This is a genomic window from Variovorax paradoxus, from assembly GCF_029919115.1.
GTDB lineage: Bacteria > Pseudomonadota > Gammaproteobacteria > Burkholderiales > Burkholderiaceae_C > Variovorax > Variovorax paradoxus_O.
Window position 1 is genome coordinate 3,923,469 of record NZ_CP123990.1, and the last position, 25,413, is coordinate 3,948,881.

Consider the following 25,413-nt stretch of genomic DNA (forward strand, 5'->3'; position numbering starts at 1 on the left):
GAGCAGCGAGCAGCATGGCTTTCGAAAGGCTGGGCAAGGCCAATGCGCCGCGCCAACTCTTTTCAACCACGCCGGCGCAGCGCGTGGCGCTTGCGCGGCAGCAGTTCTTCGAGGAAGGCGTGCGCCCCTCGGGGCTGGTGGGCGAAGCGGTGATCCAGTCGTGGCTGCGCTGCACCCGCACGCACAGCGACAGGCAGCGCATCGTGCCCTTCGATGCGGTCACGCCCAGCCGGCTGCACGCCACTCTGGCGCGCAACCGCGAACTGCTCGAAGTGGCGCGGCAAGAACTCGCGAGCATGGAAAGCGCCCTTGCGGGCACCGATTGCCGCGTGATCCTGACCGACGGCGAAGGCGTGGTGGTGCATGTCACGCAGCAGCCCGCCGCCGCGCACCAGCCGGTGCTGCGCAAGACGGCGCGCGTGGGCGTGAACATTTCGGAGCGCATCGTCGGCACCACGGCGCCGGGCATCGTGGCGACCACCGGGCAGGCCTGCACCGTCGATGGCGCGGAGCACTACTTCGATGTGCTGTCGCAGATGCAATGCGCCGCGGCGCCGATCCGCGACGTGACGGGCCGGCTGGCCGGTGTGCTCGACATCACGATGGAAGCGCGGCGCTTCGGCTTCGACGCCGCATCGATGGTCGGGCTGTACGCGACCATCATCGAGAACCGGCTGCTGCAGGCGCAATCGCGCGACCACCTGATCTTGCGCTTCCAGGCCAGCCTCACGCTGCTGGGCACGCCAATGGAAGCGCTGGCCGGCGTGGCGCCGGACGGCACCATTGCCTGGCTCAACGGGGCCGGCGCGCGGCTGATCGGCCGCCTGCCCGAAGATGCCGGTGAACGCGATGTCGAGTCGATGCTGGGCCACGACCTGGCAAGCCTGCTGCGGCTGGGGCGGCGCGAAGCGGCCCAGCCAATCCGCCTGGCGAGCGGCCTGGGCGTGTGGGTGCAGGCGCGGCTGAAGGCAGCGGACGGCGCGGACTTCAGGCATGCAGTGGCAATGCCCGGCGAAACCCTGCAGGTGCTGCCCATCGAGCCAGCCACGGCCATGAAGGCGGCTGCAGCAGAAGGCGTCTCTGAACCCGTCGCGTCCAATCTCATGCAGGCTGAAGCGCCGCATGGTGAAACGCTGCGCGAGTACAGCCGCAAGCTGATCGAAGAGGCGCTTGTGGCACAGGGCGGCAATGTGTCGCAGGCAGCCCGCCAGCTTGGCGTGTCGCGCGGCACGCTGTACCGGCGGCTGCGCGGCTGGCGCGAGGAAGACGGCAAAGGCGCGCCGCTCCCGGCAGCGGGCTGAGGCAGTTCGTCAGTCAGCGCTTGGGCAATGCGTAGGCGATCACATGGTCGCCCGTGCGCGTGCCGAGTGAGCCGTGGCCGCCGGCAACCACCACCACGTACTGGCGCCCATCGCTGCCGGTGTACGTCATGGGTGTGGCCTGCCCGCCGGCAGGCAGGCGGCTGCGCCAGAGTTCCTTGCCGTTCGCAACGTCGTAGCCGCGCACGTAGTAGTCGAGCGTGCCCGACAGGAAGGCTACGCCACCGGCCGTCATGACCGGCCCGCCGAGGCTGGGCACGCCCATCGCAAAGGGCAGCGGCAACGGCGAACTGTCGCGCACGGTGCCGTTCTTGTGCTTCCACACCACCCTGCCGGTGCGAAGGTCGGCTCCCGCCACATGGCCCCAGGGCGGCGCCTGGCACGGCAGGCCCAGCACCGAGGTAAAGGCGCTGAGCTGAACCGCAAACGGCGCACCGAAGTTCTCGTTGAGCGCGGGCAGGCTGTCGTTGGGCCGGTCCTTGCCCTGCACATAGAGCGAGGTGTCGTCCTTGCGCGGAATGAGCTTGGACACGAAGGCCAGAGAGGCCGGCGTGGTGAAAGCCATTTGCCGCTGCGGATCGACCGCGACGCTGCCCCAGTTGAACACGCCGAAATTGCCCGGGTAGATGAGCGAGCCCTCGGTCGATGGCGGCGTGTAGCGGCCCTCGTAGCGCAGCCGGTGGAACGCGATGCGGCACGCGAGCTGGTCGAACACGGTGCCGCCCCACATGTCGGCCGGCGTGAGCGCGGGCGGATCGAACGACAGGTCCGACACCGGCTGCGTGAGCGAGGTGTGATCGCCTTCGGCCGCGCCCTGCGGTGCGGGCCGCTCATGCACGTTCACCACCGGCTTGCCGTCGCGCCGGTCGAGCACGAACAGCTCGCCCTGCTTGGTGGGCTGCACCAGCGCGGGCACCGTCTCGTTGCCCACACGCAAGTCGATGAGGCTGGGCTGCGATGGAACGTCGTAGTCCCACAGGTCGTGGTGCACGGTCTGGAAGCTCCAGCGCACGCGGCCGCTGGCAAGGTCGAGCGCCACCACGGAAGACGAGTAGCGCTCGGCGCCTTCGGTGCGCTTGCCGCCCCACTGGTCGGGCGGCTGGTTGCCGATGGGCACGTAGACCATGCCCAGCGCCTCGTCGACGCTGGAGATCGACCAGCTGTTCGGCGAGTTTGCGGTGTACGTGCGGTCGGCCGCAATGGGCGCGGTGTCGTCGGGGTTGCCCGAATCCCAGTTCCACACCAGCGCGCCGGTGTCGATGTCGAAGGCGCGGATCACGCCCGAGGTTTCCTTGGTCGAGACGTTGTCCAGCACGGTGCCGCCGACGATGATGAGCGAGCGCGTCACGACCACCGGAGAGGTGGAGTAGTAGGAGCCGGGCTTCACGTTGGGCATGTTCTTCCAGAGATCGATCTGCCCGGTGCCCCCGCCGAAGCGCATGCACGGCTTGCCGCTTTCGGGGTTGAGCGCGAGGATGCGGCCGTCCGCAGTGGGCATGAAGAGCTTGGCGTCGCAATCGCCACCGGTGGGTGCGGGTGCGGGTGCGGGCGCAGCGGGCGCCGGGGTGGCGGTGGAAGCAGCCGCGGGCCGCACCGCACTGCCCGGGTCATACGAAAGGCCGCGGCAGGTCAGGTGCTGCAATGCGAGTGGGCGGCGAATCTCCGGCGTGTAGCGCCACAGCTGTTCGCCGGTGGTCGCGTTCAGCGCCACCACCGATTGGTGAGGCGTGCAAAGAAAAAGCCGCTCGCCGATCTTCAACGGCGTGACCTCGAAGGTCGTCTCCTCGGGATCGCCGCTCTGGCCGCGCACGTCGCCGGTGCGAAAGTGCCAAGCCTCCTGAAGCTGGCCGACATTGGCCGGGGTGATCTGGTCGAGTGCCGAATAGCGCTGACCCATGCCGTTGCCGCCGTAGGCAGTCCAGTCTTGCTTGGGCGGCGGCGGGCTGGCGGGCGTGGCGGCGGCGGCCACAGGTGCCGTGGGTGCGGGCATGGTGCCTTCCACACGCGTCGGGTCGCGGGTCCACGAGACCACCGCGGCCAACAGGAAGGCCACCAGCACCACCCCCAGGAAACCGCGCGCGGGTGCCACGCCGGCGGCATTGCGGCGCACGAGCGCGCGCGCCACCCATGGCGTGAGCAGGAACACGCCGATCACGAAGAACACATCGCCGCGCGCCGCCAGCGGCCACCAGTCGAAGCCCACCTCCCACAAGGCCCAAGCCAACGTGAAAGCCACCACAAGCGCATAGACCCACAGCCCCGCCCCGCCGCCGCGAGTCATCAGCACCGCGGCAACGATGAGTCCGAGTCCCGCGGCCACGTAGTACCACGAGCCTCCGAGCATGACGAGCCATGCGCCCGCCGCACCCAACGCCAGGCCCGCAAGGCCGATGACGATGGCGGTAACGGTCAGCAGCGCGGAAGAAGGCGCGCGTAGGCGCGCGGCGGCGTCAGGCATGGCACGAAGCTCCTTGTTGTTCCCCGGTTCCTGGAGACTGCGAAGCTCAGAACCTAGGCCAAGGCCGCGGCGGCGTGCGTAGGCGGTTTGCGCATGTGGCCGTGCAATGCCGGGGGCATTGCCGCTTTGAAGAGAGTCTTTTAGTTCGAAGGTACTCGGTCTTCGCGTGCGGCGCGGGCTCGGCGCGTGCGCGCATCGGGCTGCAGCGGCCTCAGGTATTCATGCAGCGCCAGCGCCGCAGCCCCCACGGCGGCCGCAAGCTCGCCGTAGCGCGCCAGGCGCAGGTCGGGCGCGGGCATGCCGGCCGCATCGGCCTGGCGCTTGACCACCTCGAAGGCCGCCTGCAGCAGGCCGGGATGGTTGGTGCACGACTTGCCGCCGAGCACGATGGCGCGCGGATCGAAAGTCACCCACAGGTTCTGCAGCAGCACGCCCAGGAAAGCGGCCGCATGCGCCATGCCGGGCCCCTCGCGCTCCAGCGCATGCGAGCCGAAGAAGGCCTCGGCACAGCCCCTTCTGCCGCACGAGCACAGCGGCCCGTCGATCTGCAATATGGTGTGGCCGATCTCGCCGGCCATGCCTTGCGCGCCGGTAAACAGGCGGTCGTTCAGCACCACGCCGGCGCCCACGCCCACGTCGCAGCTGACGAAGATCAGCGGGTCTCCGCCTTCGCTGCCGAAGAATTCATACTCGCCGAGCGCGCCCGCATCGGCATCGTTCTGCAGCTGCACGGTCACGCCTGGCAGGCCCGCGGCGGCAAAGGCTTTTTCGAGCGCGGGCAGCAGGCTCACATTGCGCCAGCCGAGGTTGGGCGCGAAGCGGACCACGCCGGTGCAATCGTCCACCGCGCCCGGCACGCCGACACCAATGCTCGACAGGCGCAGCCCCAGGCCCTTCAGTTGCGCATGCGCCGCCGCGGCCATGCGCGCGACCTGCGCGCACACGCCCGCGGGCGTACCGTCGGCCAGCGCTTGCGTGTCGGCATGCAGCACCTCGCCCTGCAGCGAGACGCAGACGAGGCGCACCGTTTCGACGGCAATCTCCACGCCCATCAATGCGCGCACGCCGACGTTGATCTGCAGCGGCGTGGAGGGCCGCCCCAAGCCGTCGGCAACGGTGGCACCCGCTTCGCTGAGCCAGCCCTCGTCGAGCAGCTCGCGCACGAGCAGGCTCACGGTCGATTTGGTAAGTCCGCTTTCCGCCGCCAGCCGCGCCCGCGACAGGCCGGGCCGCGCGCGCAGCAGGCGCAGCAGTGCGCTGCGGTTCATTCGCTTGAGCAGTTGCTGGTCGCCGATGGTCATGAACCAGCCTCCGGCGCAAGAACCGACACCGCGCTCACCTGTGCGCCTGCTCTTTTCCTTCGGGGCGCTTGCCGGCGATGATCATGCCGAGCACTTCGTCTTCGGTAACGTCGGCGGTGCGGTAGGTGCCCACGAGCTTGCCGTTCTTCATGACGGCGACGCGGTCGCTGAGCGAGAACACATCGGGCATGTCGTGGGTGATCAGGAAAATGCCGACGCCGTCGGCCTTGAGCTGCTTCACGAGCCCGCCGACCATGGCGGTTTCTTCAGGGCCGAGGGCAGCACAGGGTTCGTCCATGATGAGAATGCGTGCGTTGAAGTACAGCGCACGCGAAATCGCCACCACCTGCCGCTGTCCACCGGAGAGGCGCCGCACCGGAATGCGGATGTTGGTGAAGTTCTTGTTCAGGCGCTGGAACACCTTGCGCGCCTGCACTTCCATGAAATGATCGTCGAGCGTGTTCCAGCGCGTCATCTTCTCCCGGCCGAGAAAGAGGTTGGACACGGAGTCGAGGTTGTCGGCCAGCGCCAGCGTCTGGTAGATGGTTTCGATGCCCAGCGCCTGCGCCTCGGCGGGAGTGCGGATGTGGACCTTCTCGCCCGCGATCAGCGTGTCGCCCGAATCGATGGGGTAGGCGCCCGCGAGCATCTTCATGAGCGTGGACTTGCCTGCGCCGTTGTGGCCCAGCACTGCGACGACTTCACCGGGGTGGAGGTTGATGCTCACACCGTCCACGGCTTTTACGCCGCCGAAGGCTTTGCGGATTTCGCGCAGTTCGACCAAAGGTTTTGCGGTGTCTGGCGTGGTCATCTGGCTTCCGTTGCTGTGGGCACGTTGTTGTTCAGGGCGTGTGCAAAGGCCACCGGGTACTCCCCTCCGCGAATGTCCCCCGGGCTTCGCCCTCCTCCTTTATTTCGCTGCGGGGAGTACCCGATGCCCTGTGCACTGGGGCACGCTCGTGGTGCACCGCTGATCAACCGCCGCTCTGCCCAACGCACCCGCTGGCGGGGTGCCTTGCGCAGCGAAATAAAGGGGGAGGCCGCAGGCCGGAGGACATTCGCGGAGAAAGGTACCCCGTCGGCGGGTGCGCGCCCCGAACCAGACCGTGAACAACGCGCGTTCATCTAGTTCTCCCCGAACTTGCGCCGATACAGCACGTCGAACACAACAGCCACGATCAGCACTTGCCCGATGATCACCATGCGCTTGCCGATGGGCACGTCGAGCAGCAGCATGCCGCTGTCGAGCGACTGCATGATGAGTGCGCCCAGCACCGAGCCGAAGATGGAGCCGGTGCCGCCCGCGAGTGCGGTGCCGCCGATGACGGCCGCCGCGATCACGTACAGCTCCATGCCGGTGCCCAGCGAGTTGGTGCCGGCATTGAGGCGTGCAATCGACACGATGGCCGCCACCGTGACCAGCACCGCAAGCAACGCGAACAGCATCAGCGTGACCCGCTTTACCGGAATGCCCACCAGCGCCGCCGCGTCGGGGTTGCCGCCCATCGCGAAAACGTAGCGGCCGAAACGCGTGCGGTGAACGATGAACGAGAGCACGATGGCCACCACGGCCCAGATCAGCACCGGGATCGGCAGGCCCTGCGGTGCGTCCTTCGAGGCGATTTGATAGTTGTTCATGACCGCCGCGAAGACGAACACCACGGCTGCGGGCACTGCCGTCAGCAGCACCTCCATCCACAGCGGCTCGTTGGGCATTTCATGATGGGCGCGGGCGCGGCGCTTCTGCAGCATGCGGCCGAACAGCACCAGTGCCACGAAGGCCGCAATGGCCCAGGTGGCCGTGGTGCCGATGCCGCCGTCGTAACCGCCGCCGAGCCGCTGGAAGAACTCGTCGTTCACCGGCTGTGTCTTGCCGTCGGCCACCAGGAAGGCCGCGCCGCGAAACGACATCAGGCCGCCCAGCGTGACCACGAACGAGGGTACGCCCAGCATGGCCGTGAGCCAGCCCTGGTAGATGGACACCAGCAGCGCCACCGCAAGCCCCGCGAGGCAGGCCGTGGGCCAAGACCAGCCGGACGTGTATTGCAGGTAGGCGATCAGCACGCCGACGAAGCCCATGACCGAACCCACCGAGAGGTCGATGTGGCGCGCGACGATGACCAGCACCATCACCGTCGACACGATGCCCACCACCGCCGTCTGCTGCGCCACGTTGTAGAGGTTCTCGGGCGAAAGAAACACGCCGCCGGACATCACGTTGAAGACCACGCCCATCGCGATCAGCAGCACGCTCATCAACAGCAGCCGCAGGTCGACGCCGGTGCGCCGCCACCAGCCTGGTGTTTGGTTGCTCATTTTTTTTGCCCTCTCGAAGGTACGGATGCGCGCCAGCTCTCCGGCCGGGCCCGCGGGCCGGCCGGCGCAGTGCGGCGCGGATCAATTGCGAGCGGTTGTGCTCGCTGCCGTTGCTGTTGTCGTTGCTACTTGCAGGCCGCGGGCGCGCTGGCCGCCGGAACGCCCTTGCAGAGCTCGTCCTTCTTGATCCAGCCCGCCTTCACGACCACGTCGAGGTTGTCGCGCGTGACCGGCACCGGCGTGAGCAGGCGCGACGACAGCGAGATCTTCTTCGGCCCGGAATTCCATGGCGCGGCCTTTTCGACCGGCTTGCCTTGCGACAGTGCAATGGCGGCGCTGGCAGCCTCGCGCCCAAGCTCGCGCGAGTCCTTGAAGATGGTGGCGGTTTGAGTGCCCAGCGCAATGCGGTTGAGCGCCGCAAAGTCGGCGTCCTGGCCCGACACCGGAATGCCGCGCAGGCCCTTGGCCGTGAGCGCGGCCACCGCGCCGCCGGCCGTGCCGTCGTTGGCCGCCACCACCGCATCGACCTTGTTGCCGTTCTTGGTGAGGATCTGCTCCATGTTCTTTTGCGCGACCTCGGGCTTCCAGCCTTCGGTGTATTCGTCGCCCACGATCTTGATGTCGCCCTTCTTCACGGCGGCGTCCAGCACCTCCTGCTGGCCCGCGCGCAGGAAGTCGGCGTTCGGGTCGCTCGGAGAGCCCTTGATGATCACGTAGTTGCCCTTGGGCTTGACCTTGAACACCTCGCGCGCCTCCATGCGGCCCACTTCGACGTTGTCGAAGGTGATGTAGAAGACGCCGGGTGCTTCGATCAACCGGTCGTAGGCCACCACGGGCACCTTCTGGCGCGTGGCCTTGGTAATGGCGGGAAGGATCGCGTCCTTGTCCATTGCAAGCACGATGAGCGCCTTGGCGCCCTTGGACATCAGCCCCTCGATGTCGCCCAGCTGCTTTTCAGGCGAACCACCTGCATCGGCGCTGATGTACTTGGCGCCGAGCTTCTCGAGCTGGGCCTTGATGGCGGCCTCGTCCGTCTTCCAGCGCTCTTCCTGGAAGTTGGACCAGCTCACGCCGACCACGGTCTGGGCCAGTGCGCTCACTGCGGTGAGGCCGAAGGCCATGGCGGCCAGGGTGTGCTTGAGTTGCATCGATGTCTCTCCTGTGGTGGTGCCCGGCGAAAACGCCGTGTAAGAAATTAGTTAGTTTGAAGGGCGAACTAACTATCCCATTGGTGTTAGGCCAAGGTCATCCGGGAATTCCCGATGAGCCTGGTTTCAAAGTGCAAGGCACTGGACAGCTGCAAAGCATTGAAGAAATCGATGCTCAGCAACGAGATATATCGTTTTCGGTTATGAGGCTTGCTGCTTAAAGTTTGCTCACCATCAACTTTCAGCCGCGATGTCCGTCATGAATGCTCCTCACGAAAGAATTCCTTTTCACCTGGCTTTTCCGGTGCGCGACATTGCCGAAGCGCGCGCGTTCTATGGCGACCTGCTCGGATGCCCCGAAGGCCGCAGTGCGGCCGAATGGGTCGACTTCGACTTCTACGGCCACCAGATCGTGGCGCACCTGGCACCCGACGAATGCGGCCACAAGGCCAGCAGCGCGGTAGACGGGCACGACGTGCCGGTGCGCCATTTCGGCGCGATTCTTCCAATGGCCAAGTGGCAGGCGATGGCCGACAAGCTGGCCGCGCGGCAAACGAAATTCGTGATCGAGCCCTACATCCGCTTCAAGGGCGAGCCGGGCGAACAGGCGACGATGTTCTTTCTCGACCCCTCGGGCAACGCCATCGAGATGAAGTCGTTCGCGAATCTGGATTCGCTGTTCGCCGTGTGAGAAGGAAGCGCCCGTGACAACCCCTTTGCTCATCGCGAGCGCCGTTGCTGCGGCTCTCCTGCTTTCGGCCGCGAACGCTTCAGCGCAAACCGACACCTTGAAGAAGATCAAGGAATCCGGCGCCATCACCATGGGCGTGCGGGACGCTTCAGGCGCCATGTCCTTCACGCTCGGTCCGGGCAGCTACACGGGCTTTCATGTCGAAGTCTGCGAGCGTGTCGTCGCCGACATCCGCAAGGCGCTGCAGCTCGAGAAGATCGGCGTGAAGTACCAGCTGGTCACGCCGCAGAACCGCATTGCCCTGGTGCAGAACGGAACGGTCGACATCGAGTGCGGCACCACCACCAACAACACGGCGCGGCAGAAAGACGTGGCGTTTGCGCCCACGCTCTACGTCGAAGGGGTTCGCATAGCGGTCAAGGCAAGCTCGGGCATTGCTTCTGCGGCCCAGTTGACCGGCAAGGCCGTGGCCGCGACAACGGGCACCACGTCTGTGCAAATCCTGCGGAAGCTCAAGCGCGAGGGTGCGGGCGAGATTGCGGAGGTGCTGGCCAAGGACAACAGCGAGGGCTTCCTGCTGCTCGAATCGGGCCGCGTGGAGGGCTTTGCGGCCGATGGCCAGATTCTTGCCACGCTCATTTCCAAGAGCAGGGAGCCGGCGCAGTACAAGCTGCTCGACCAGGTGCTCAGCGTGGAGCCGATTGCAATCATGCTTCCGAAGGGCGATGCGGCATTCAAGAAGCTCGTCGACCAGAGCGTGACGTCGCTCGCCAGGAGCGGAGAGGCGGCGCGCATCTACGACAAGTGGTTTGTGCAGCCTATTCCGCCCCACAACTCGAAGGTTGGCCTGCCGGCGAGCGCATTGACCAAGGCCGCCTGGGCGAACCCGACCGACAAGCCGATGGAAGAGTACGAGGCGCGGTGACGGGTCCGATGCATGGCTCCGAGCGATGAGTCGTTGAACCGGGCATCGATTCTTGAGATGCTCGGGCCATGATCAACGAGCTCAGAACCTTCATTGCCGTGTGCCGGCACGGCACGTTTGCCGCCGCGGGCGAGCGCATCGGCCTGACGCAATCGGCCGTCAGCAGCCAGATCAAGCGGCTCGAAGAGGCGCTGGGCTTCGAGCTCTTCGACCGGACCGGCCGGTCGGCCACGTTGAATGCAGCGGGCGAGACGACGCTGGGACGCGCGGAAGAAATCTGCGCGCTCTATGCAAAGCTCGGCGAGCTGCCAGAGGACGCCGCCCACGGCGGGCTGCTGCGGATCGGCGCCATTGCCTCGACGCAGTCGACGCTGCTGGCGCGTGCGCTTGCCAGCCTGCGCAGCGAGCTTCCGCAACTTCGCGTGCATGTGTCGCCCGGCGTGTCGATGCGGCTGATGGACGACCTGGACGCCGGTGTCATCGACGCGGCGGTGATCATCAGGCCGCCCTTCGGCATTCTTCCGGACCTGACGTGGCAATCGCTGGTGCATGAGCCGTACGTGCTCATTGCACCCAAGAAAATGCCGGGCAAAGACTGGCGCACCCTCATCCAGGAGCAACCGTTCCTGCGCTACGACCGCGCTTCGTTCGGCGGACGCATGGTGGAACGGTTCCTGCGCCGCGAAGGCATCGTCGTCAGCGATTCCATCGAGCTCGACGAAATACCCGGGCTCATCCACATGACATCCAAGGGGCTGGGCGTTGCCCTGGTGCCGTTGGTCGAGGCGCACCTTCCGCTGCCTGCGAGCGTTCGCGTGCTCTCGCTCGGAGAGCTCACGTTCTACAGGGAGGTGGGCCTTCTCCAACGAAAGCCGCGAGCCAGTCCACCCATCGTGGGACGGCTGGCGCACTGCTTGCAAGAAGCGGCCGAGGCCACCGAGACGCGTCGGGGGTAAGCCCCGTGCCGAAGGCTCGTCACGCTTGATACCATTTTTTCCCATGCGCCCGCATCACCGGCGCTGGAGACAAAATGGATTCGAGCAATTCAGGCGCCACGCCAGAAATCATCGGCAAGGCGCTGTACCGCACCATGGTGCGCATCCGGGCATTCGAGAACGCCGCCGAAGCGGCCAGCCAGGGCGGCGTGAGCGCCTATGGCCAGCAGGCCGCCGGTTCCGCCAAGGTGCGCGGGCCGCTGCATCTTTCAACCGGCCAAGAGGCGGTGCCGGCCGGCGTGTGCGCCCATCTGCGCGTGAGCGACTATCTCACCTCCACGCACCGTGGCCACGGCCACACGCTGGCGAAGGGCGCTGACCTGGTCCGCATGATGTGCGAGCTGTTCGGCAAGGCCACGGGCTTCAACGGCGGCAAGGGCGGCTCGATGCACATTGCGGACTTTTCCGTCGGCATGCTCGGCGCCAACGGCGTGGTGGCGGCCGGCCTGCCGATTGCCGTGGGCGCCGCACATGCGCAAAAGGTGCTCAAGAAAAACGGTGACATCACGGTCTGCTTTTTTGGCGACGGCGCAATCAACCGCGGGCCCTTTCTCGAAGCGCTGAACTGGGCACGCGTGTACGACTTGCCGGTGCTCTTCGTCTGCGAGGACAACCGCTGGAGCGCGACCACCGCAAGCGGGCCGATGACGGCGGGCGAGGGTGCATCGGCGCGTGCTGCCTCCATGGACATTGCGGCCACGCAGGTCGATGGCAACGACGTGTTCTCGGTGCACGAAACCGCCGGGCGGCTGGTGCGCGAAGTGCGCGACGGCGGCGGGCCGCGCCTGCTGCATGCGCTGACTTACCGGGTGAAAGGGCATGTCTCGGTGGATCTCGCGGCGTACCGCGATCCGGCCGAGCTCGCCGCTGCGCTCGAAACCGATCCGATTGCACGGGCACGCGGGCACCTGCTGTCGCACGGCGTCAGCGCTGCCACGCTCGACGCCATCGAGAACGCTGCCCGCGACGAGGTCGATACCGCCCTGGCCATTGCCGATGCGGCACCCTGGCCCGACGCCAGCGCCGCTTTCAGCGACGTGCAGACCATCGGAGCCGGCCAATGGCACTGAACAAGGATTTGAGCTACTCCGAAGCCGCCGTGCTCGCAGTACAGCGCGAGATGGAAGCCGATGCACGCGTGGTGGTGCTCGGCGAAGACGTGGGCCGCGGCGGCATCTTCGGCCAGTACAAGGGGCTGCAGCAGGCCTTCGGCGCCGAGCGTGTGATCGACACGCCGATCAGCGAGGCCGCGATCATGGGTGCCGGCGTGGGCATGGCGCTCGCAGGCCTGCGCCCGGTGGTCGAGATGCGCGTGGTCGACTTTGCACTGTGCGGCATGGATGAGCTGGTGAACCAGGCTGCCAAGAACCGCTTCATGTTCGGCGGACAGGGCCGGGTGCCGCTGGTGGCGCGCTTGCCGGGCGGCATCTGGGACGCCTCGGCCGCGCAGCATTCGCAGTCGCTCGAGGCGTGGTTTGCGCACCTGCCGGGCGTGGTGGTGGTGAGCCCTTCGACGCCGCAGGACAACTACAGCCTGCTGCGCGCCGCGCTGCAGTGCGGCGATCCGGTGGTCTACATCGAGCACAAGACGCTGTGGGGCCTGCGCGGCGATGTGGACGAAGACATGGCCGTGCCGCTTGGCAAGGCGCGGCGCGTGCGCGAAGGCAACGCGATCACGATCGTTAGCTGGAGCAAGCAGGTGCAGGCATGCGCCGCCGCTTGCGATGCGCTCGCGGCCGAAGGCATCGAGGCCGACCTGATCGACCTGCGCACGCTCTGGCCATGGGACCGCGAGACGGTGCTCGCTTCTTGCGCGCGCACGCAGCGGCTGCTGGTGGTGCACGAGGCGGTACAGGTGGCCGGCTTCGGTGCCGAGATTGCGGCCAGCGCCGCCGAAGCCACGGGATGCCGCGTGGCGCGGCTCGGCGCCCCGCGCATTCCGGTCGGCTATGCGCCGGTGCTCGAGGCGCAATCGCGCGTCGGCGCCGAGGCGGTGGTGGCCGCAGCGAAAAAGCTGATGGGCTGATGCCGGGCCCTGGGGCCCATCCGTTCAGCCGTTCAGGCCGCGAAGCCGCCGTCGATGTTCAGGCTCGCGCCTGTCACAAAGGCCGCCTCGGGGCTGGCCAGGTACGCCACCATGCCTGCGATTTCTTCGGGATGCGCATGGCGGGCGAGCGCCATCAGCCCGTGCATGGCGGCGGCGTTCGGGCCGTCGACCGGGTTCATGTCGGTGTTGACCGGACCGGGCTGCACGTTGTTGACCGTGATGCCGCGCGGACCAAGGTCTCGCGCGAGGCCCTGCACCAGCCCCTTCAGCGCCGACTTGCTCATGGCATAGGCACTGCCGCCCGGCCAGGGCATGCGCTCGGCGTTGGTGCTGCCGATGTTGATGATGCGGCCGCCTTCGCCCATGTGGCGCGAGGCCGCCTTGGCCGCGACAAACACGGCGCGCACATTGATGTCGAGCGTCTTGTCGAAATCTTCGAGCGAGAAGTCGTCGAGGCTTCCGCCGAGGAACACGCCGGCGTTGTTCACCAGCACGTCGATCTTGCCGAGCGTGCGGGCCGCTTCGTCGATGCCGGCCGTGAGCGCGGCTGCGTCGGCGCTGTCGATCTTCAACGCCAGCGCGCGGCCGCCTTCGGCTTCGATGCTGCGCGCGAGCTCGTCGGCCGGGGTGCTTGAACTGGCGTAGCTGAAGGCCACGGCGGCGCCGTCGCGGACCAAGCGCCGCACGATGGCCGCGCCGATGCCGCGCGAACCGCCGGTGACGAAAGCGACCTTGCCGGCCAATGAGAGGGAAGGGGTGGATGGAGTGTTGGAGGCCATGTGGTTTCCTGGGGGTTGTGGACTGGAAGGCCTTCAGTGTCGGGATTTCATTACCCTGCCGGTAGCCATCAATTGGTGCAATCAAATTCAACCATTGGTTGAAAATACGCGGATGGAACCGCTCAACCACCTCGAGTCTTTTGTACAGAGCGCCGAGAGCGGCAGCTTCTCGGCCGCCGCCCGGAGGCTGGGGCTCACACCCGCGGCGGTGAGCAAGAACGTTGCCCGGCTCGAAGCGCGGCTGGGCGTTCGGCTGTTCCAACGCAGCACGCGCCGCCTGACATTGACGGAGGGCGGCGAGCGCTTCCTGGGGCAGATCGGCGGGGCGCTCACTACCCTGAAAGACGCCGTCGCCGACATCTCGAAGGACGACGGCCAGCCCGCCGGAACGCTGAAGGTGAGCATGGGCCAGGCGTTCGGCCGCGAGCACGTCTTGCCCCTGATGGGCGACTTTCTCGCACGCTACCCGGCCATCCTGCCCGACTGGCACTTCGACAACCACCAGGTGGACCTGGTGGGCGAGGGCTTCGACGCAGCGATTGGAGGCGGCATCGAGCTGTCGCCCGGCATGGTGGCGCGGGAGCTAGCGCGCATCCATGTGGTGGCGGTGGCGGCGCCGGGGTACATGGCCGGCCGTACGCTGCCCCGCCATCCGGCGGAGCTGGCGCAGTTCGATGCGCTGCTGCGCCGCTCGTCGCCCACGGGACGGCTGCGCAGCTGGACGCTGCAGCATGCCAAGGGCGACCAGACCACGGTGGAGCTCCCCCGGCCGCGCGCCATCTTCAACGACCCGGAAGCCATTGCCCATGCCGCACTGATGGGCCTGGGCGTGGCCATGCTGCCGATGCCTTTCGTCGAGCGCGGGCTGCGCACCGGCGAACTGGTGCGCCTGCTGCCGGAGTGGCATTTCGATGCGGGCGCCGTGTGGCTCTATTACCCGAGCAAGAAGCTCCTGCCGGCGAAGACGCGGGTGTTCATCGACTTTGTGCTGGAGCGCTTTCGCCGCGAGCGCTTTGCACAGCGCATGCAGGTGGCTTAACCGTCGCGCCACCGGGGTTTTTACCCGCGACGCCTGGCGCCGTTCGCCTGTACAAACGCGCGCATGACTTCTTCAATTTTCAAAACGAACCGCCGGGCTGCGCTTGCCGCTTCGGCTGCAGCCATCGCCCTTTCGGCAATCCCTTCGTGGGCCCAGAACACCTGGCCGAACAAGCCGGTGCGCATTGTCGTGCCCTTTGCTGCGGGCGGCACCACCGACATCCTGGCGCGCGCCGTAGCGCCCGAACTCTCGAAGGCGTTCGGGCAGCAGTTCATCGTGGACAACCGGGCGGGTGCGGGCGGCAACGTGGGCGCCGAGCTCGTGGCGCGTGCGCCGAACGACGGCTACACGCTGCTGATGGGCACGGTGGGCACGCACGGCATCAACCGCGCTCTCTACCCCAAGCTGCCTTTCGACCCGATCAAGGATTTTGTGCCGATCACGCTGGTGGCGGCCGTTCCCAACGTGATGGAAATGAACGCAGAGAAGGCCAAGGCGCTGAACATCCACAACGTGCAGGACTTCATCAAGTACGCCAAGGCCAACCCCGGCAAGCTCAACATGGCGTCCAGCGGCAGCGGCACGTCCATCCATCTGGCGGGCGAGCTCTTCAAGAGCATGACCGGCACCTACATGGCGCACATTCCATACAAGGGCTCGGGCCCGGCGCTGCTGGACATGGTGGGCGGCAATGCCGACGTGATGTTCGACAACCTGCCTTCGTCGATGGCGCAGATCAAGGGCGGCAAGCTCACGGCGCTGGCCGTGACCAGCGCCCAACGTTCGCCTGCGCTGCCCGATATTCCGACGGTTGCGGAGGCAGGCGGCCCGGCGCTCAAGGGCTTCGAGGCCAGCTCGTGGTTCGGCTTGCTGGCGCCGGCGGGTACCTCGCCGGACATCGTGAACCGCATCCAGCAGGAAGTGGCCAAATCTCTCGGCACGCCGGCCATCAAGGAAAAGATGCTGGCCCAGGGCGCGATCCCGAGCGGCAATTCACCGGCCGACTTCACCAAGCTGATTGCCAGCGAGCATGTGAAGTGGGCCAAGGTGGTGAAGGACTCCGGCGCAAAGGTCGACTAACCCCCCGGACTGGTCAGGTGCCCCAGGTGACGTCCTTTTTCTCGGCCAGGGAATCCCGCAGCATGTGAAGCAGCGGCGCGGCGCGCTGGTGCAGGCTTACATGCTGCTTTTCGGCGTCATTGGCATGGCCTTCGACAACGTGGTCGTCGTGGTTGTGCGAATTGCTGGCCTCGCGTGCCAGCGCCGATTCGAGCGCCGCAATGGCAGCGGGAATCTGCTCGACGGTGATGATGCCCTGGGGTGCCGCCGGCTTGCCGACGATGTCGAGCAGCTGGCGTGCATGCACCTCCAGCATGACGAAGTCAGGCGTTGCCCGCGACTGGAATTTATACAGCATGGTTGTTTTTACTCACTTGTAGATGTAGTCACGGGCAAAAGGGTACACCGATTGCGAACCGCGCAGCGCACCGTGTTCCACCCTGCCGTCCGGCTTGGTGGAAAGCATCTGGTGAAGTGAGATCCAACCCTGCTCGAAGCTCATGGCGGAGCCCGCCAGATAGAGGCGATAGGCCCGCAGAATTCGCTCGGCGTTGCGGCTTTGCGCCCCGCCGGTGCGCTCGAGCACCTCGCGCGCCGTGCCAAGCTGCGCCTCGAGCGAGTCCGACCAGGCCCAGAGCGTGCGCGCGTAGTGCGGCCGCAGGCTTTCGGTATCGACCATCTCCAGCCCCGCGGCGGCCGTTTCGCGCAGCACATGCGTCACGTGCAGAAGCTCTCCACCCGGAAAGATGTACTTCTCGATGAAGTCGCCCATGCCCGCGCCGAGCTGGCGGTAGTCGAGCTGGCCCGAGGTAATGCCGTGGTTCAGCACCAAGCCGCCGGGCTTCAACAGCGAATGGATCTTGCGGAAATAGGTCGGCATGTTGGCCGCCCCCACGTGCTCGAACATGCCGACCGACGCGATCTTGTCGAAAGGCGCGTCGGCCGAAAGCTCGCGGTAGTCGCGCAATTCCACGCGCACCCGGCCTTGCAGGCCTTTTTCCTCGATGAGGCGCTGTACATGCGCATGCTGGTTCTTCGACAGCGTGATGCCGGTCGCGTCCACGCCGTAGTGCTCGGCAGCCCACATGAGCAGCCCGCCCCAGCCGGAGCCGATGTCCAGGAAACGCTCGCCGGGTTGCAGCAGCAGCTTGCGGCAGATGTGGTCGAGCTTGGCTTCCTGCGCCTGGGCAAGCGTCAGGTCGGGGGTGCGGAAGTAGGCGCACGAATAGACCCGGCGCGGGTCGAGCCACAGCGCATAGAAGTCGTCCGAAACGTCGTAGTGGAACTGGATCTGCTCCGCATCCTTGTTCAATGAATGGGAGCCGCGGGACTTGGCCAGCCGCAGCAGGCGGGTCCACCAGGTGGTGTTGGTCTCGGCGGGGTTGCCGGGCAGCATGCCCACTGTCGCGTCGATCAGGTCGCGCATTGCGCCTTCGATCTGGACCTTGCCTTCCACATAGGCCTCGCCAATGGCGCCCACCTGCCTGGCCGCCAGCTTGGCCAGCGCCGACCACTCGCTGAACGCCAGGGTAACGCGGGACCCCGGCTTGGCGACTCTTCGGCCATCGGGCAATTCCAGCGCGATGGGCACGGGCAGCGACGCAAGCTGCGACTCGATTTTGGGTATCAAGCTTTGCATGGTGGCGCCATGGTATTGATTTTCTGGAGTTTTTGCATGACACCGCGCAAGGCAGAGTACCGGGCCGCTGGTAGTGGCACCGTTGACATCAGATTGTTTATGCTTAAACTATTCAATCATGAACAGCCTAACCGCCGGCGCTTCAGCCGCACCCGCCATGGACCTTCAACGCATCCTGTGCATCGGCGGCGGTCCCGCCGGGCTGTATTTCGCGCTGCTCATGAAGGCGCGCAACCCCGCGCTCGACATCACCGTGGTCGAGCGCAACCGCCCCTTCGACACCTTCGGCTGGGGCGTGGTGCTCAGCGACCAGACGCTGGCCAACCTGGCGGCGGCCGACGCGGAGACCGCGGCGCTCATCGGTAACGAGTTCCATCATTGGGACGACATCCAGGTGTTCTTCAAGGGCCGGCAGGTGCGCTCCGGCGGGCACGGCTTCTGCGGCATCGGCCGAAAGCGGCTGCTGAACATCCTGCAGGAGCGCTGCCTGGCGCTCGGCGTGAAGCTGGTCTTCGAAACCGACGCGACCGACGACCAGGCCATTGCGGCCCAGTACAACGCCGACCTGGTGATTGCCAGTGACGGCCTCAACAGCCGCATTCGCCAGCGCTATGCCGATGTGTTCAAGCCCGACATCGACCTGCGCAACTGCCGCTTCGTGTGGCTGGGCACGCACCAGACTTTCGACGCATTTACCTTCGCCTTCGAGCAGACCGAGCACGGCTGGTTCCAGGCGCATGCCTACCAGTTCGACGACAAGACATCCACGTTCATCGTGGAAACGCCCGAGGCGGTGTGGAAGGCCCATGGCCTCGACCAGATGGAACAGCCCGAGGCCATCGCGTTCTGCGAAAAGCTGTTCGCCAAGTACCTGGGCGGCCATCCGCTCATCAGTAACGCCACGCACCTGCGTGGGTCGGCCAACTGGATCCGCTTTCCGCGCGTGGTGTGCGAACGCTGGACGCACCGCATCGACGTGCAGGGCCGCTCGGTGCCCGTGGTGCTGATGGGCGATGCGGCGCACACGGCGCACTTTTCGATCGGCTCGGGCACCAAGCTCGCGCTGGAAGACGCGATCGACCTGGCGAATGAATTCGAGCAGGGCGGCACTGTCGACCACGTGCTCGAAGGCTATGAGGCACGCCGCAGCGTCGAAGTGCTCAAGATCCAGAACGCAGCGCGCAACTCCACGGAATGGTTCGAAAACGTGCCGCGCTACACCGGCATGCAGATCGAGCAGTTTGCCTATTCATTGCTCACGCGCTCGCAGCGCATCAGCCACGAGAACCTGCGCGTGCGCGACACCGAATGGCTCGGCGGCTACGAGCGGTGGCTCGCGGGCGGCAAGCCCGTGGCGCCCATGCTGATGCCGCTTGCGGTGCGCGGCCTCACGCTGAAGAACCGCATCCTGGTGTCCCCGATGGCCACCTACAGCGCGGTCGACGGCGTGCCTCAAGACTTCTTGCTGGTGCACCTGGGTGCACGTGCGCTGGGCGGCGCCGCCATGGTGTTTGTCGAGATGACGAGCCCGACCCCTGAAGGCCGCATCACCCCCGGCTGTACCGGGCTCTATAACGATGCGCAGCAGGCCGCGTTCAAGCGCATCGTCGATTTCGTGCACACGCAGTCGAGCGCGAAGATCGCCATGCAGCTTGGCCACAGCGGAGCCAAGGGGTCGACGCGCGTGGGCTGGGAAGGCACCGACGAGCCTCTGGAAAGCGGCAACTGGCCGTTGCTGTCCGCTAGCGCGGTGGCCTATGGCGAGCAGAACCAGTTGCCGGCCGCAATGACGCGCGAGCAGATGGACGACATGCGCGAGCGGTTCGTCGAATCCACCCGCCGCGCGGCCGAATGCGGCTTCGACTGGCTCGAACTGCACTGCGCGCACGGCTACCTGCTGTCGGCCTTCATCAGCCCGCTGACCAACCTGCGCACCGATGAGTACGGCGGCAGTATCGAAGCGCGCTGCCGCTACCCGCTCGATGTGTTCCGCGCGATGCGCGCCGCCTGGCCTGAAGACAAGCCGATGAGCGTGCGCATCTCCGCGCACGACTGGGCGCCTGGCGGCAACACCGATGCGGACGCGGTCATCGTCGCCCGGCTCTTCAAGGAAGCCGGCGCCGATTTCATCGACGTGTCTTCCGGCCAGACCACGCGCGCCGCCAAGCCGGTTTACGGCCGCATGTACCAGACGCCGTTCTCGGACCGCATCCGCAACGAGGTCGGCATCTCGACCATTGCCGTGGGTGCCATCACCGATGCAGACCAAGCCAACAGCATCATTGCCGCGGGGCGCGCCGACCTCTGCGCCATCGCCCGCCCGCACCTTGCCGACCCCGCCTGGACGCTGCACGAAGCCGCGAAGCTGCAGAGCCGCGATGTCGACTGGCCGAAGCAATACCTGAGCGGGCGCGACCAGATGTACCGAGAGATCGCCAAGCAGCAGCAGATTGCCGCGGCGGCCAACGCCGCAATGGCCGCGCAGAACAACGAGGAGACACACTGAGATGGACCTCGAAGCACGCGCCCACAGCGAGCACCCCGAGGCCTTGCGCCTCTGGCTGCGGCTCCTCACCTGCACGCAGCTGATCGAGAAGCAGGTGCGCAACGAACTGCGCTCGCAGTTCTCGACCACGCTCCCGCGCTTCGATCTGATGTCGCAGCTCGAGCGTGCGCCCGACGGCCTGAAGATGAACGAGCTCTCGCGCCGCATGATGGTGACGGGCGGCAACGTGACCGGCATCACCGACCAGTTGGTGACCGAAGGGCTGGTGGAGCGCGTCGACGTCGAGGGCGACCGGCGCGCCTGGCGCGTGCGTCTTACCGCGCGCGGTCGCAAGCTCTTCAACGAAATGGCGCAGCAGCACGAAGACTGGATCGTCGACGCCTTCGCGGGCCTCAGCGCCAAGGAAATCGCGCAGCTTCACAAGCTGCTCGGCAAGGTCAAGCAACACTCACACAGCCAGATGGCGGAGGCCGAATGAAGCACTACATCGGAGCGGGCAATCCCATGCACGCGCAGTTCGAGGCCAAGGCGCCTTACGAGGCCAGGCACTTCGCGTGGAGCTATGAAGCCGGCGTCGGCACCATCACGCTGAACCGGCCCGAGCGCAAGAACCCGCTCACTTTCGATTCGTACGCCGAACTGCGCGACCTGTTCCGCGCGCTGAACTACGCCACCGATGTGAAGGCCATCGTCATCACCGGTGCGGGCGGCAATTTCTGCTCGGGCGGCGACGTGCACGAGATCATCGGCCCGCTCACCGGCATGCGCATGCCCGAGCTGCTCGAGTTCACACGCATGACGGGCGACCTGGTGAAGGCGATTCGCGCATGCCCGCAGCCGATCGTCGGTGCCATCGACGGCGTGTGCGCCGGCGCCGGCGCGATGATTGCGCTGGCCTGCGACCTGCGCTACGGTTCGCCCGCCACGCGCACCGCCTTTCTTTTCACGCGCGTGGGCCTTGCCGGTGCGGACATGGGTGCGTGCGCACTGCTGCCGCGCGTGATCGGCCAGGGCCGTGCATCGGAGCTGCTGTTCACTGGACGCGCCATGACGGCGCACGAAGGCCACGCCTGGGGCTTCTTCAACGCGCTGCACGAAAGCGATGCGCTGCTCGAGGCTGCCACCAAAGTGGCGCGCGAACTGGCCGAAGGCCCGAGCTTTGCGCACGGCATGACCAAGACAATGCTTTCGCAGGAATGGTCGATGACCATCGACCAGGCCATCGAGGCTGAAGCGCAGGCGCAGGCGATCTGCATGCAGACCGAAGACTTCAAGCGTGCCTACGAAGCCTTCGCCGCCAAGCGCAAGCCGGTGTTCGGTGGGGACTGAGCCATGATGACGAAGATCCCCGCACCACCTTCCACGGCGCACCTCGCGCTGCCCTTCTTCGACGAAGCCCATCGCTCGCTCGCGCGCGACCTGCTGCCATGGTGCGTAGCGCAAGAGATCGATGAGCGCGACGACCGCGCGGCCTGCCGCGAGTGGGTGCGGCGCCTTGGCGGCGGCGGATGGCTGCGCTATGCGGTGCCCGGCAGCGCGGGTGGCGCGCTCGAGCGTCTCGATTCGCGCGCGCTCGTGCTGCTGCGCGAAACACTGGGCTACCACTCGCCGCTGGCCGACTTCGCGTTTGCGATGCAGGGGCTGGGCAGCGGCGCGATCACGCTTGCGGGTACGCCCGAGCAGCAGTCGCAGTACCTCACGGCCGTGGGCAAGGGCGAGAAGATCGCGGCCTTTGCGCTGAGCGAACCCGATGCGGGATCGGACGTGGCCGCGATGGCGATGCGCGCCGAACCCACGGCCGAAGGCTGGCGGCTGAACGGCGCAAAGACCTGGATCAGCAATGGCGGCATCGCCGACTTCTATTGCGTGTTCGCAAAGACCGACCCCACGGGCGGTACGCGCGGCATCACGGTGTTCATCGTCGATGCGAAGACACCCGGGCTCGATACCTCCGAGCACATCGACGTGATGGCGCCGCACCCGCTGGCCACTTTGCGCTTCGACAACTGCGTTGTGCCGCGCACGGCGCAGCTGGGTGAGCTCAACGGTGGCTTCAAGCTCGCGATGCGCACGCTCGACATCTTTCGCGCGTCGGTGGCAGCAGCGGCACTCGGCATGGGACGCCGCGCACTCGCGGAGGCGATCGCTCATGCAAAGACCCGGCGCATGTTCGGCCAGACGCTCGCCGACTTCCAGCTCACTCAGGCCAAGCTGGGCGAGATGGCCGCATTGATCGACAGCGCGGCGTTGCTCACCTACCGCGCCGCGTGGATGCGCGACGACGCCGAGCACCGCGGTGCAGCCGCGGTGGGCGATGTGTCCGCTGCCGCGGCCATGGCCAAGATGTGCGCCACCGAGAACGCAAGCCGCGTGATCGACATGGCGCTGCAGATGCACGGCGGCCTCGGCGTGAAGGTTGGCACGAAGATTGAAAGCCTCTACCGCGACATCCGCTCGCTGCGCATCTATGAAGGCGCGACGGAGGTTCAACAACTGATCATTGGCAAATCCGTTCTGCGGGGATAAATACCGTGTCTGCCCAAGTCGACCGCTTCGTTCACGACCGCCTGCCGCCCGCCGAGCAGTTGCCGGTCTTTCGCTACGATCTTCCGGAGTTGCAGCTGCCCGACCAGCTGAACCTGGTCGAGGAGCTTCTGGACAAGGCGCCCGCCAAGGGGTTCGGCGACAAGCCGATGCTGCGTTCGCCGACAGGCACGCTGACCTACTCACAGGCGGCCGTCGAGGTCAACCGCATCGCGCAGGTGCTCACCGAAGATCTGGCGCTCGTGCCGGGCAACCGTGTGCTGCTTCGCGGCGGCAATTCGGTGGCCATGGCATTGGCGTGGCTCGCAGTGGTCAAGGCCGGCTTGATTGCGGTGGCCACCATGCCGCTGCTGCGCGCCAAGGAGTTGGGCGACATCATCGAGAAAGCGCAACCGGTGGCGGCGCTGTGCGACGGCCGCCTGCTCGACGAGCTCTCGATGGCGCAGCGCGAGCATCCGGTGCTTGCATCGGTGATTGCCTTCAACAAGCCCGATGCGCCCGATTCGCTGTCGGCACGCGCGGCGGCCAAAAGCGGCGTGTTCACGGCGTGCCCGACGGCGTCGGACGACATCGCATTGCTCGCATTCACATCGGGCACCACGGGCAAGCCCAAGGCACCGGTCACCACGCACCGCGATGTGCTTGCGATGTGCGAGACATGGCCGCGCCACGTGCTGCAGGCTCGAAGCGACGACATCGTGATCGGCTCGCCGCCGCTGGCCTTTACTTTCGGGCTCGGCGGGTTGCTGGTGTTCCCGATGTGGGCCGGCGCCTCGGTGTACTTTGCCGATGCGCCGTTCACGCCCGAAGGGCTCGTGAAGCTCATCAATGAGGTCGGCGCGACCATCTGCTACACCGCACCCACGTTCTACCGACAGATGGCACCCTTTGTTCGCCAGCACGGCGCGCCGAGCCTGCGCATCTGCGTGAGCGCCGGCGAGGCATTGCCCGACGCGACGCGACAACTCTGGAAGGAAGCCACCGGCATCGAGATGCTCGACGGCATCGGCGGCACCGAGGTGTTCCACATCTACATTTCCGCCGCGGGCGACCAGGTGCGCCGCGGTGCGGTCGGCAAGGTGGTGCCGGGTTTCACGGCAAAGGTGGTGGACGACCAGGGCAACGAAGTACCGCGCGGTACGGTCGGCAAGCTGGCGCTGCAGGGGCCGGTCGGTTGCCGCTACCTGGAGGATCCTCGCCAGGCAGACTACGTGAAGAACGGCTGGAATTACCCCGGCGATTCGTTCGTGCAGGACGACGACGGCTACTTCTTCTACCAGGCGCGCGCCGACGACATGATCATCACGGCCGGCTACAACGTCGGCGGGCCCGAGGTGGAAGATGCGCTGCTCAGGCACCCGGCCGTGGCCGAGTGCGGCGTGATCGGCAAGCCCGACCCGGACCGCGGCATGATCGTGAAGGCCTTCTGCGTGCTGAAGCCCGGCCATGAAGGCGGCGACGCACTCGTCAAGGCGCTGCAGGACCACGTGAAGGCCAGCATCGCGCCGTTCAAATACCCGCGGGAGATCGAATTCGTGACGGTGCTTCCGCGCACCGAGACCGGCAAGCTTCAGCGATTCAAACTGAGACAACTCAACAGCACAACATGATGAACAAACTCTTGCAGCCACCGGGCTGGTTGCCCCCCAAGGGCTATGCGAATGGCGTGGCCGCACGCGGCACCATGGTGTTCGTCGGCGGACAGATCGGCTGGAATGCACAGCAGCAGTTCGAGTCGGACGACTTCATCGACCAATGTGGCCTGGCGCTGCGCAATATCGCCGAAGTGCTGCGCGAAGCCGGCGCCGGCCCCGAGCACATGGTGCGAATGACCTGGTACGTGACGGACCGCGACGAATACAGCCGGCGGCTGGCCGAGCTCGGCCCCGTGTACCGCGAGGCAATGGGGCGCAACTTTCCGGCCATGACCTGCGTGCAGGTGGCGGCGCTGGTCGAGCACCGCGCCAAGGTCGAGATCGAGGTGACGGCGGTCATTCCCGACTGACCGGCAGAGCAAAAAAGCCCTCACGAAGAGGGCTTTTTATCTGGACCCATCGACCAAAGAAAAAAGGCCCTTTGAAATTCAAAGGGCCTTTTAAATTGGTTGCGCGAGCAAGATTTGAACTTGCGACCTTTGGGTTATGAGCCCAACGAGCTACCAGGCTGCTCCATCGCGCGGCAAGATGGAATTATACCTTATTCAGCAGCGCCTTGCTCGGCGGCTTCTTCTTTAATTTCAGGACGGTCGACCAGTTCGACCAGAGCCATGGGTGCATTGTCGCCAACGCGGAAACCCATCTTCAGGATGCGGGTGTAGCCGCCCGGACGCGCTGCGAAGCGCGGGCCGAGTTCGCCGAAGAGCTTGACGACGCTGTCGCGGCTGCGCAGGCGGTCGAAAGCCAGGCGCTTGTTGGCGAGCGTGGGCTTCTTGGCGAGCGTGATCATCGGTTCGATGACGCGGCGCAGTTCCTTGGCCTTGGGGACCGTGGTCTTGATGACTTCGTGCTCGATGAGCGAATTCATCATGTTCTGCAGCATCGCAAGGCGGTGCGAGCTGGTGCGGTTGAGTTTGCGGAGTCCGTGTCCGTGACGCATGGTGCTTTTCCTTTACTTTATTAAACAGGCAGCCGTATCAGGTACTGCCCGG

The 25,413-nt window shown here is 66.2% G+C and carries 23 protein-coding genes and 1 tRNA gene; 14 read left to right on the forward strand and 10 right to left on the reverse strand.

The annotated features are described in order from the left end of the window. Nucleotides 1-14 precede the first annotated feature (14 nt). Entirely contained in the window at nucleotides 15-1,301 is a 1,287-nt protein-coding gene (locus QHG62_RS18900) for a helix-turn-helix domain-containing protein (RefSeq protein WP_281147064.1), read from the forward strand. 13 nt (nucleotides 1,302-1,314) lie between these two features. Here QHG62_RS18900 and QHG62_RS18905 read toward each other — a convergent pair whose 3' ends face one another. The 5 genes from QHG62_RS18905 to xylF all read right to left on the reverse strand — a co-directional run bounded on the left by QHG62_RS18905 (nucleotide 1,315) and on the right by xylF (nucleotide 8,542). Beyond that, entirely contained in the window at nucleotides 1,315-3,777 is a 2,463-nt protein-coding gene (locus QHG62_RS18905; RefSeq protein ID WP_281147065.1) for a membrane-bound PQQ-dependent dehydrogenase, glucose/quinate/shikimate family, read from the reverse strand. A 140-nt stretch (nucleotides 3,778-3,917) separates the two neighbouring features. After that, nucleotides 3,918-5,078: an ROK family transcriptional regulator gene (locus tag QHG62_RS18910; protein ID WP_281147066.1), complete on the reverse strand. Its 1,161-nt coding sequence runs from the start codon at nucleotides 5,076-5,078 to the stop codon at nucleotides 3,918-3,920. A 34-nt stretch (nucleotides 5,079-5,112) separates the two neighbouring features. Then, entirely contained in the window at nucleotides 5,113-5,889 is a 777-nt protein-coding gene (locus QHG62_RS18915) for an ATP-binding cassette domain-containing protein (protein WP_126748502.1), read from the reverse strand. A gap of 314 nt (nucleotides 5,890-6,203) precedes the next feature. Then, nucleotides 6,204-7,394 carry a sugar ABC transporter permease gene (locus tag QHG62_RS18920; RefSeq protein ID WP_157616300.1) on the reverse strand — a complete coding sequence of 397 codons (1,191 nt, stop codon included), beginning with the start codon at nucleotides 7,392-7,394 and terminating at the stop codon, nucleotides 6,204-6,206. Nucleotides 7,395-7,519: 125 nt separating this feature from the next. Further along, nucleotides 7,520-8,542 (reverse strand): D-xylose ABC transporter substrate-binding protein, encoded by a 1,023-nt coding sequence (xylF, locus tag QHG62_RS18925; protein ID WP_281147070.1) that lies wholly within the window; start codon nucleotides 8,540-8,542, stop codon nucleotides 7,520-7,522. A gap of 250 nt (nucleotides 8,543-8,792) precedes the next feature. Between xylF and QHG62_RS18930 the strand changes: the two genes are divergently transcribed. The 5 genes from QHG62_RS18930 (at nucleotide 8,793) to QHG62_RS18950 (ending at nucleotide 13,179) form a co-directional block, all read left to right on the forward strand. Beyond that, a complete protein-coding gene (locus QHG62_RS18930) occupies nucleotides 8,793-9,233 on the forward strand; it encodes a VOC family protein (protein WP_281147072.1) in 441 nt (146 codons plus the stop codon). Between the two features lie 13 nt (nucleotides 9,234-9,246). Then, the gene (locus tag QHG62_RS18935; RefSeq protein WP_281147074.1) at nucleotides 9,247-10,158 is read left to right on the forward strand and encodes an amino acid ABC transporter substrate-binding protein; all 912 of its coding nucleotides are present in this window, start codon (nucleotides 9,247-9,249) and stop codon (nucleotides 10,156-10,158) included. 68 nt (nucleotides 10,159-10,226) lie between these two features. Further along, nucleotides 10,227-11,114 (forward strand): LysR family transcriptional regulator, encoded by an 888-nt coding sequence (locus tag QHG62_RS18940; RefSeq protein WP_281147075.1) that lies wholly within the window; start codon nucleotides 10,227-10,229, stop codon nucleotides 11,112-11,114. A 74-nt stretch (nucleotides 11,115-11,188) separates the two neighbouring features. Further along, on the forward strand, nucleotides 11,189-12,223 hold the full coding sequence (locus QHG62_RS18945; protein WP_281147076.1) for a thiamine pyrophosphate-dependent dehydrogenase E1 component subunit alpha: 1,035 nt from the start codon (nucleotides 11,189-11,191) through the stop codon (nucleotides 12,221-12,223). Beyond that, nucleotides 12,214-13,179 (forward strand): alpha-ketoacid dehydrogenase subunit beta, encoded by a 966-nt coding sequence (locus tag QHG62_RS18950; RefSeq protein ID WP_281147078.1) that lies wholly within the window; start codon nucleotides 12,214-12,216, stop codon nucleotides 13,177-13,179. The genes QHG62_RS18945 and QHG62_RS18950 overlap by 10 nt, the downstream gene beginning before the upstream one ends. A gap of 32 nt (nucleotides 13,180-13,211) precedes the next feature. On the opposite strand, the gene QHG62_RS18955 is transcribed toward QHG62_RS18950, so the two are convergent. Continuing rightward, entirely contained in the window at nucleotides 13,212-13,979 is a 768-nt protein-coding gene (locus QHG62_RS18955; RefSeq protein WP_281147080.1) for an SDR family oxidoreductase, read from the reverse strand. A 112-nt stretch (nucleotides 13,980-14,091) separates the two neighbouring features. On the opposite strand from QHG62_RS18955, the gene QHG62_RS18960 reads away from it, so the two are divergent. Together QHG62_RS18960 and QHG62_RS18965 are read left to right on the forward strand one after the other, a co-directional pair. Continuing rightward, the gene (locus QHG62_RS18960) at nucleotides 14,092-15,018 is read left to right on the forward strand and encodes a LysR family transcriptional regulator (protein ID WP_281147082.1); all 927 of its coding nucleotides are present in this window, start codon (nucleotides 14,092-14,094) and stop codon (nucleotides 15,016-15,018) included. Between the two features lie 63 nt (nucleotides 15,019-15,081). Then, entirely contained in the window at nucleotides 15,082-16,098 is a 1,017-nt protein-coding gene (locus QHG62_RS18965) for a Bug family tripartite tricarboxylate transporter substrate binding protein (RefSeq protein WP_281147084.1), read from the forward strand. A gap of 13 nt (nucleotides 16,099-16,111) precedes the next feature. Here the strand turns inward: QHG62_RS18965 and QHG62_RS18970 are convergent, their stop codons facing one another. Next, nucleotides 16,112-16,435 carry a DUF1840 domain-containing protein gene (locus QHG62_RS18970; protein WP_281147086.1) on the reverse strand — a complete coding sequence of 108 codons (324 nt, stop codon included), beginning with the start codon at nucleotides 16,433-16,435 and terminating at the stop codon, nucleotides 16,112-16,114. 12 nt (nucleotides 16,436-16,447) lie between these two features. Then, on the reverse strand, nucleotides 16,448-17,716 hold the full coding sequence (locus tag QHG62_RS18975; RefSeq protein WP_281147088.1) for a class I SAM-dependent methyltransferase: 1,269 nt from the start codon (nucleotides 17,714-17,716) through the stop codon (nucleotides 16,448-16,450). 157 nt (nucleotides 17,717-17,873) lie between these two features. Between QHG62_RS18975 and QHG62_RS18980 the strand changes: the two genes are divergently transcribed. From QHG62_RS18980 to QHG62_RS19005, 6 genes are read left to right on the forward strand one after another with little or no spacing between them, the layout of a single operon-like run. Continuing rightward, nucleotides 17,874-20,222 (forward strand): bifunctional salicylyl-CoA 5-hydroxylase/oxidoreductase, encoded by a 2,349-nt coding sequence (locus tag QHG62_RS18980; RefSeq protein WP_432445622.1) that lies wholly within the window; start codon nucleotides 17,874-17,876, stop codon nucleotides 20,220-20,222. A 1-nt stretch (nucleotide 20,223) separates the two neighbouring features. Beyond that, nucleotides 20,224-20,700 (forward strand): MarR family winged helix-turn-helix transcriptional regulator, encoded by a 477-nt coding sequence (locus QHG62_RS18985; RefSeq protein WP_126748516.1) that lies wholly within the window; start codon nucleotides 20,224-20,226, stop codon nucleotides 20,698-20,700. Then, complete coding sequence (locus tag QHG62_RS18990; protein ID WP_281147093.1) at nucleotides 20,697-21,551, forward strand: enoyl-CoA hydratase family protein; 855 nt, start codon at nucleotides 20,697-20,699, stop codon at nucleotides 21,549-21,551. The genes QHG62_RS18985 and QHG62_RS18990 overlap by 4 nt, the downstream gene beginning before the upstream one ends. A 3-nt stretch (nucleotides 21,552-21,554) precedes the next feature. After that, entirely contained in the window at nucleotides 21,555-22,748 is a 1,194-nt protein-coding gene (locus QHG62_RS18995; protein WP_281147095.1) for an acyl-CoA dehydrogenase family protein, read from the forward strand. Between the two features lie 5 nt (nucleotides 22,749-22,753). Further along, nucleotides 22,754-24,376 carry an AMP-binding protein gene (locus tag QHG62_RS19000; protein WP_281147098.1) on the forward strand — a complete coding sequence of 541 codons (1,623 nt, stop codon included), beginning with the start codon at nucleotides 22,754-22,756 and terminating at the stop codon, nucleotides 24,374-24,376. Continuing rightward, complete coding sequence (locus QHG62_RS19005) at nucleotides 24,373-24,771, forward strand: RidA family protein (RefSeq protein ID WP_126748520.1); 399 nt, start codon at nucleotides 24,373-24,375, stop codon at nucleotides 24,769-24,771. Before QHG62_RS19000 ends, QHG62_RS19005 begins: the two co-directional genes overlap by 4 nt. A 96-nt stretch (nucleotides 24,772-24,867) precedes the next feature. Here QHG62_RS19005 and QHG62_RS19010 read toward each other — a convergent pair. Together QHG62_RS19010 and rplQ are read right to left on the reverse strand one after the other, a co-directional pair. Further along, nucleotides 24,868-24,944: transfer RNA gene (locus QHG62_RS19010), tRNA-Met, on the reverse strand. Between the two features lie 18 nt (nucleotides 24,945-24,962). Beyond that, nucleotides 24,963-25,361 (reverse strand): 50S ribosomal protein L17, encoded by a 399-nt coding sequence (rplQ, locus tag QHG62_RS19015; RefSeq protein ID WP_028258418.1) that lies wholly within the window; start codon nucleotides 25,359-25,361, stop codon nucleotides 24,963-24,965. Nucleotides 25,362-25,413: the final 52 nt, after the last annotated feature.

Bases quoted from the DNA above. Each gene is read 5' to 3' on its own strand.
- QHG62_RS18900 (WP_281147064.1), top strand. From the start codon at position 15: ATGGCTTTCGAAAGGCTGGGCAAGGCCAATGCGCCGCGCCAACTCTTT.
- QHG62_RS19005 (WP_126748520.1), top strand. From the start codon at position 24,373: ATGATGAACAAACTCTTGCAGCCACCGGGCTGGTTGCCCCCCAAGGGC.
- QHG62_RS18910 (WP_281147066.1), bottom strand. From the start codon at position 5,078: ATGACCATCGGCGACCAGCAACTGCTCAAGCGAATGAACCGCAGCGCA.
- xylF (WP_281147070.1), bottom strand. From the start codon at position 8,542: ATGCAACTCAAGCACACCCTGGCCGCCATGGCCTTCGGCCTCACCGCA.
- QHG62_RS18990 (WP_281147093.1), top strand. From the start codon at position 20,697: ATGAAGCACTACATCGGAGCGGGCAATCCCATGCACGCGCAGTTCGAG.
- QHG62_RS18985 (WP_126748516.1), top strand. From the start codon at position 20,224: ATGGACCTCGAAGCACGCGCCCACAGCGAGCACCCCGAGGCCTTGCGC.
- QHG62_RS18970 (WP_281147086.1), bottom strand. From the start codon at position 16,435: ATGCTGTATAAATTCCAGTCGCGGGCAACGCCTGACTTCGTCATGCTG.
- QHG62_RS18930 (WP_281147072.1), top strand. From the start codon at position 8,793: ATGTCCGTCATGAATGCTCCTCACGAAAGAATTCCTTTTCACCTGGCT.
- rplQ (WP_028258418.1), bottom strand. From the start codon at position 25,361: ATGCGTCACGGACACGGACTCCGCAAACTCAACCGCACCAGCTCGCAC.
- QHG62_RS18920 (WP_157616300.1), bottom strand. From the start codon at position 7,394: ATGAGCAACCAAACACCAGGCTGGTGGCGGCGCACCGGCGTCGACCTG.
- QHG62_RS18905 (WP_281147065.1), bottom strand. From the start codon at position 3,777: ATGCCTGACGCCGCCGCGCGCCTACGCGCGCCTTCTTCCGCGCTGCTG.
- QHG62_RS18940 (WP_281147075.1), top strand. From the start codon at position 10,227: ATGATCAACGAGCTCAGAACCTTCATTGCCGTGTGCCGGCACGGCACG.
- QHG62_RS18915 (WP_126748502.1), bottom strand. From the start codon at position 5,889: ATGACCACGCCAGACACCGCAAAACCTTTGGTCGAACTGCGCGAAATC.
- QHG62_RS18950 (WP_281147078.1), top strand. From the start codon at position 12,214: ATGGCACTGAACAAGGATTTGAGCTACTCCGAAGCCGCCGTGCTCGCA.
- QHG62_RS18945 (WP_281147076.1), top strand. From the start codon at position 11,189: ATGGATTCGAGCAATTCAGGCGCCACGCCAGAAATCATCGGCAAGGCG.
- QHG62_RS18980 (WP_432445622.1), top strand. From the start codon at position 17,874: ATGGACCTTCAACGCATCCTGTGCATCGGCGGCGGTCCCGCCGGGCTG.
- QHG62_RS18965 (WP_281147084.1), top strand. From the start codon at position 15,082: ATGACTTCTTCAATTTTCAAAACGAACCGCCGGGCTGCGCTTGCCGCT.
- QHG62_RS18960 (WP_281147082.1), top strand. From the start codon at position 14,092: ATGGAACCGCTCAACCACCTCGAGTCTTTTGTACAGAGCGCCGAGAGC.
- QHG62_RS18995 (WP_281147095.1), top strand. From the start codon at position 21,555: ATGATGACGAAGATCCCCGCACCACCTTCCACGGCGCACCTCGCGCTG.
- QHG62_RS18975 (WP_281147088.1), bottom strand. From the start codon at position 17,716: ATGCAAAGCTTGATACCCAAAATCGAGTCGCAGCTTGCGTCGCTGCCC.
- QHG62_RS18955 (WP_281147080.1), bottom strand. From the start codon at position 13,979: ATGGCCTCCAACACTCCATCCACCCCTTCCCTCTCATTGGCCGGCAAG.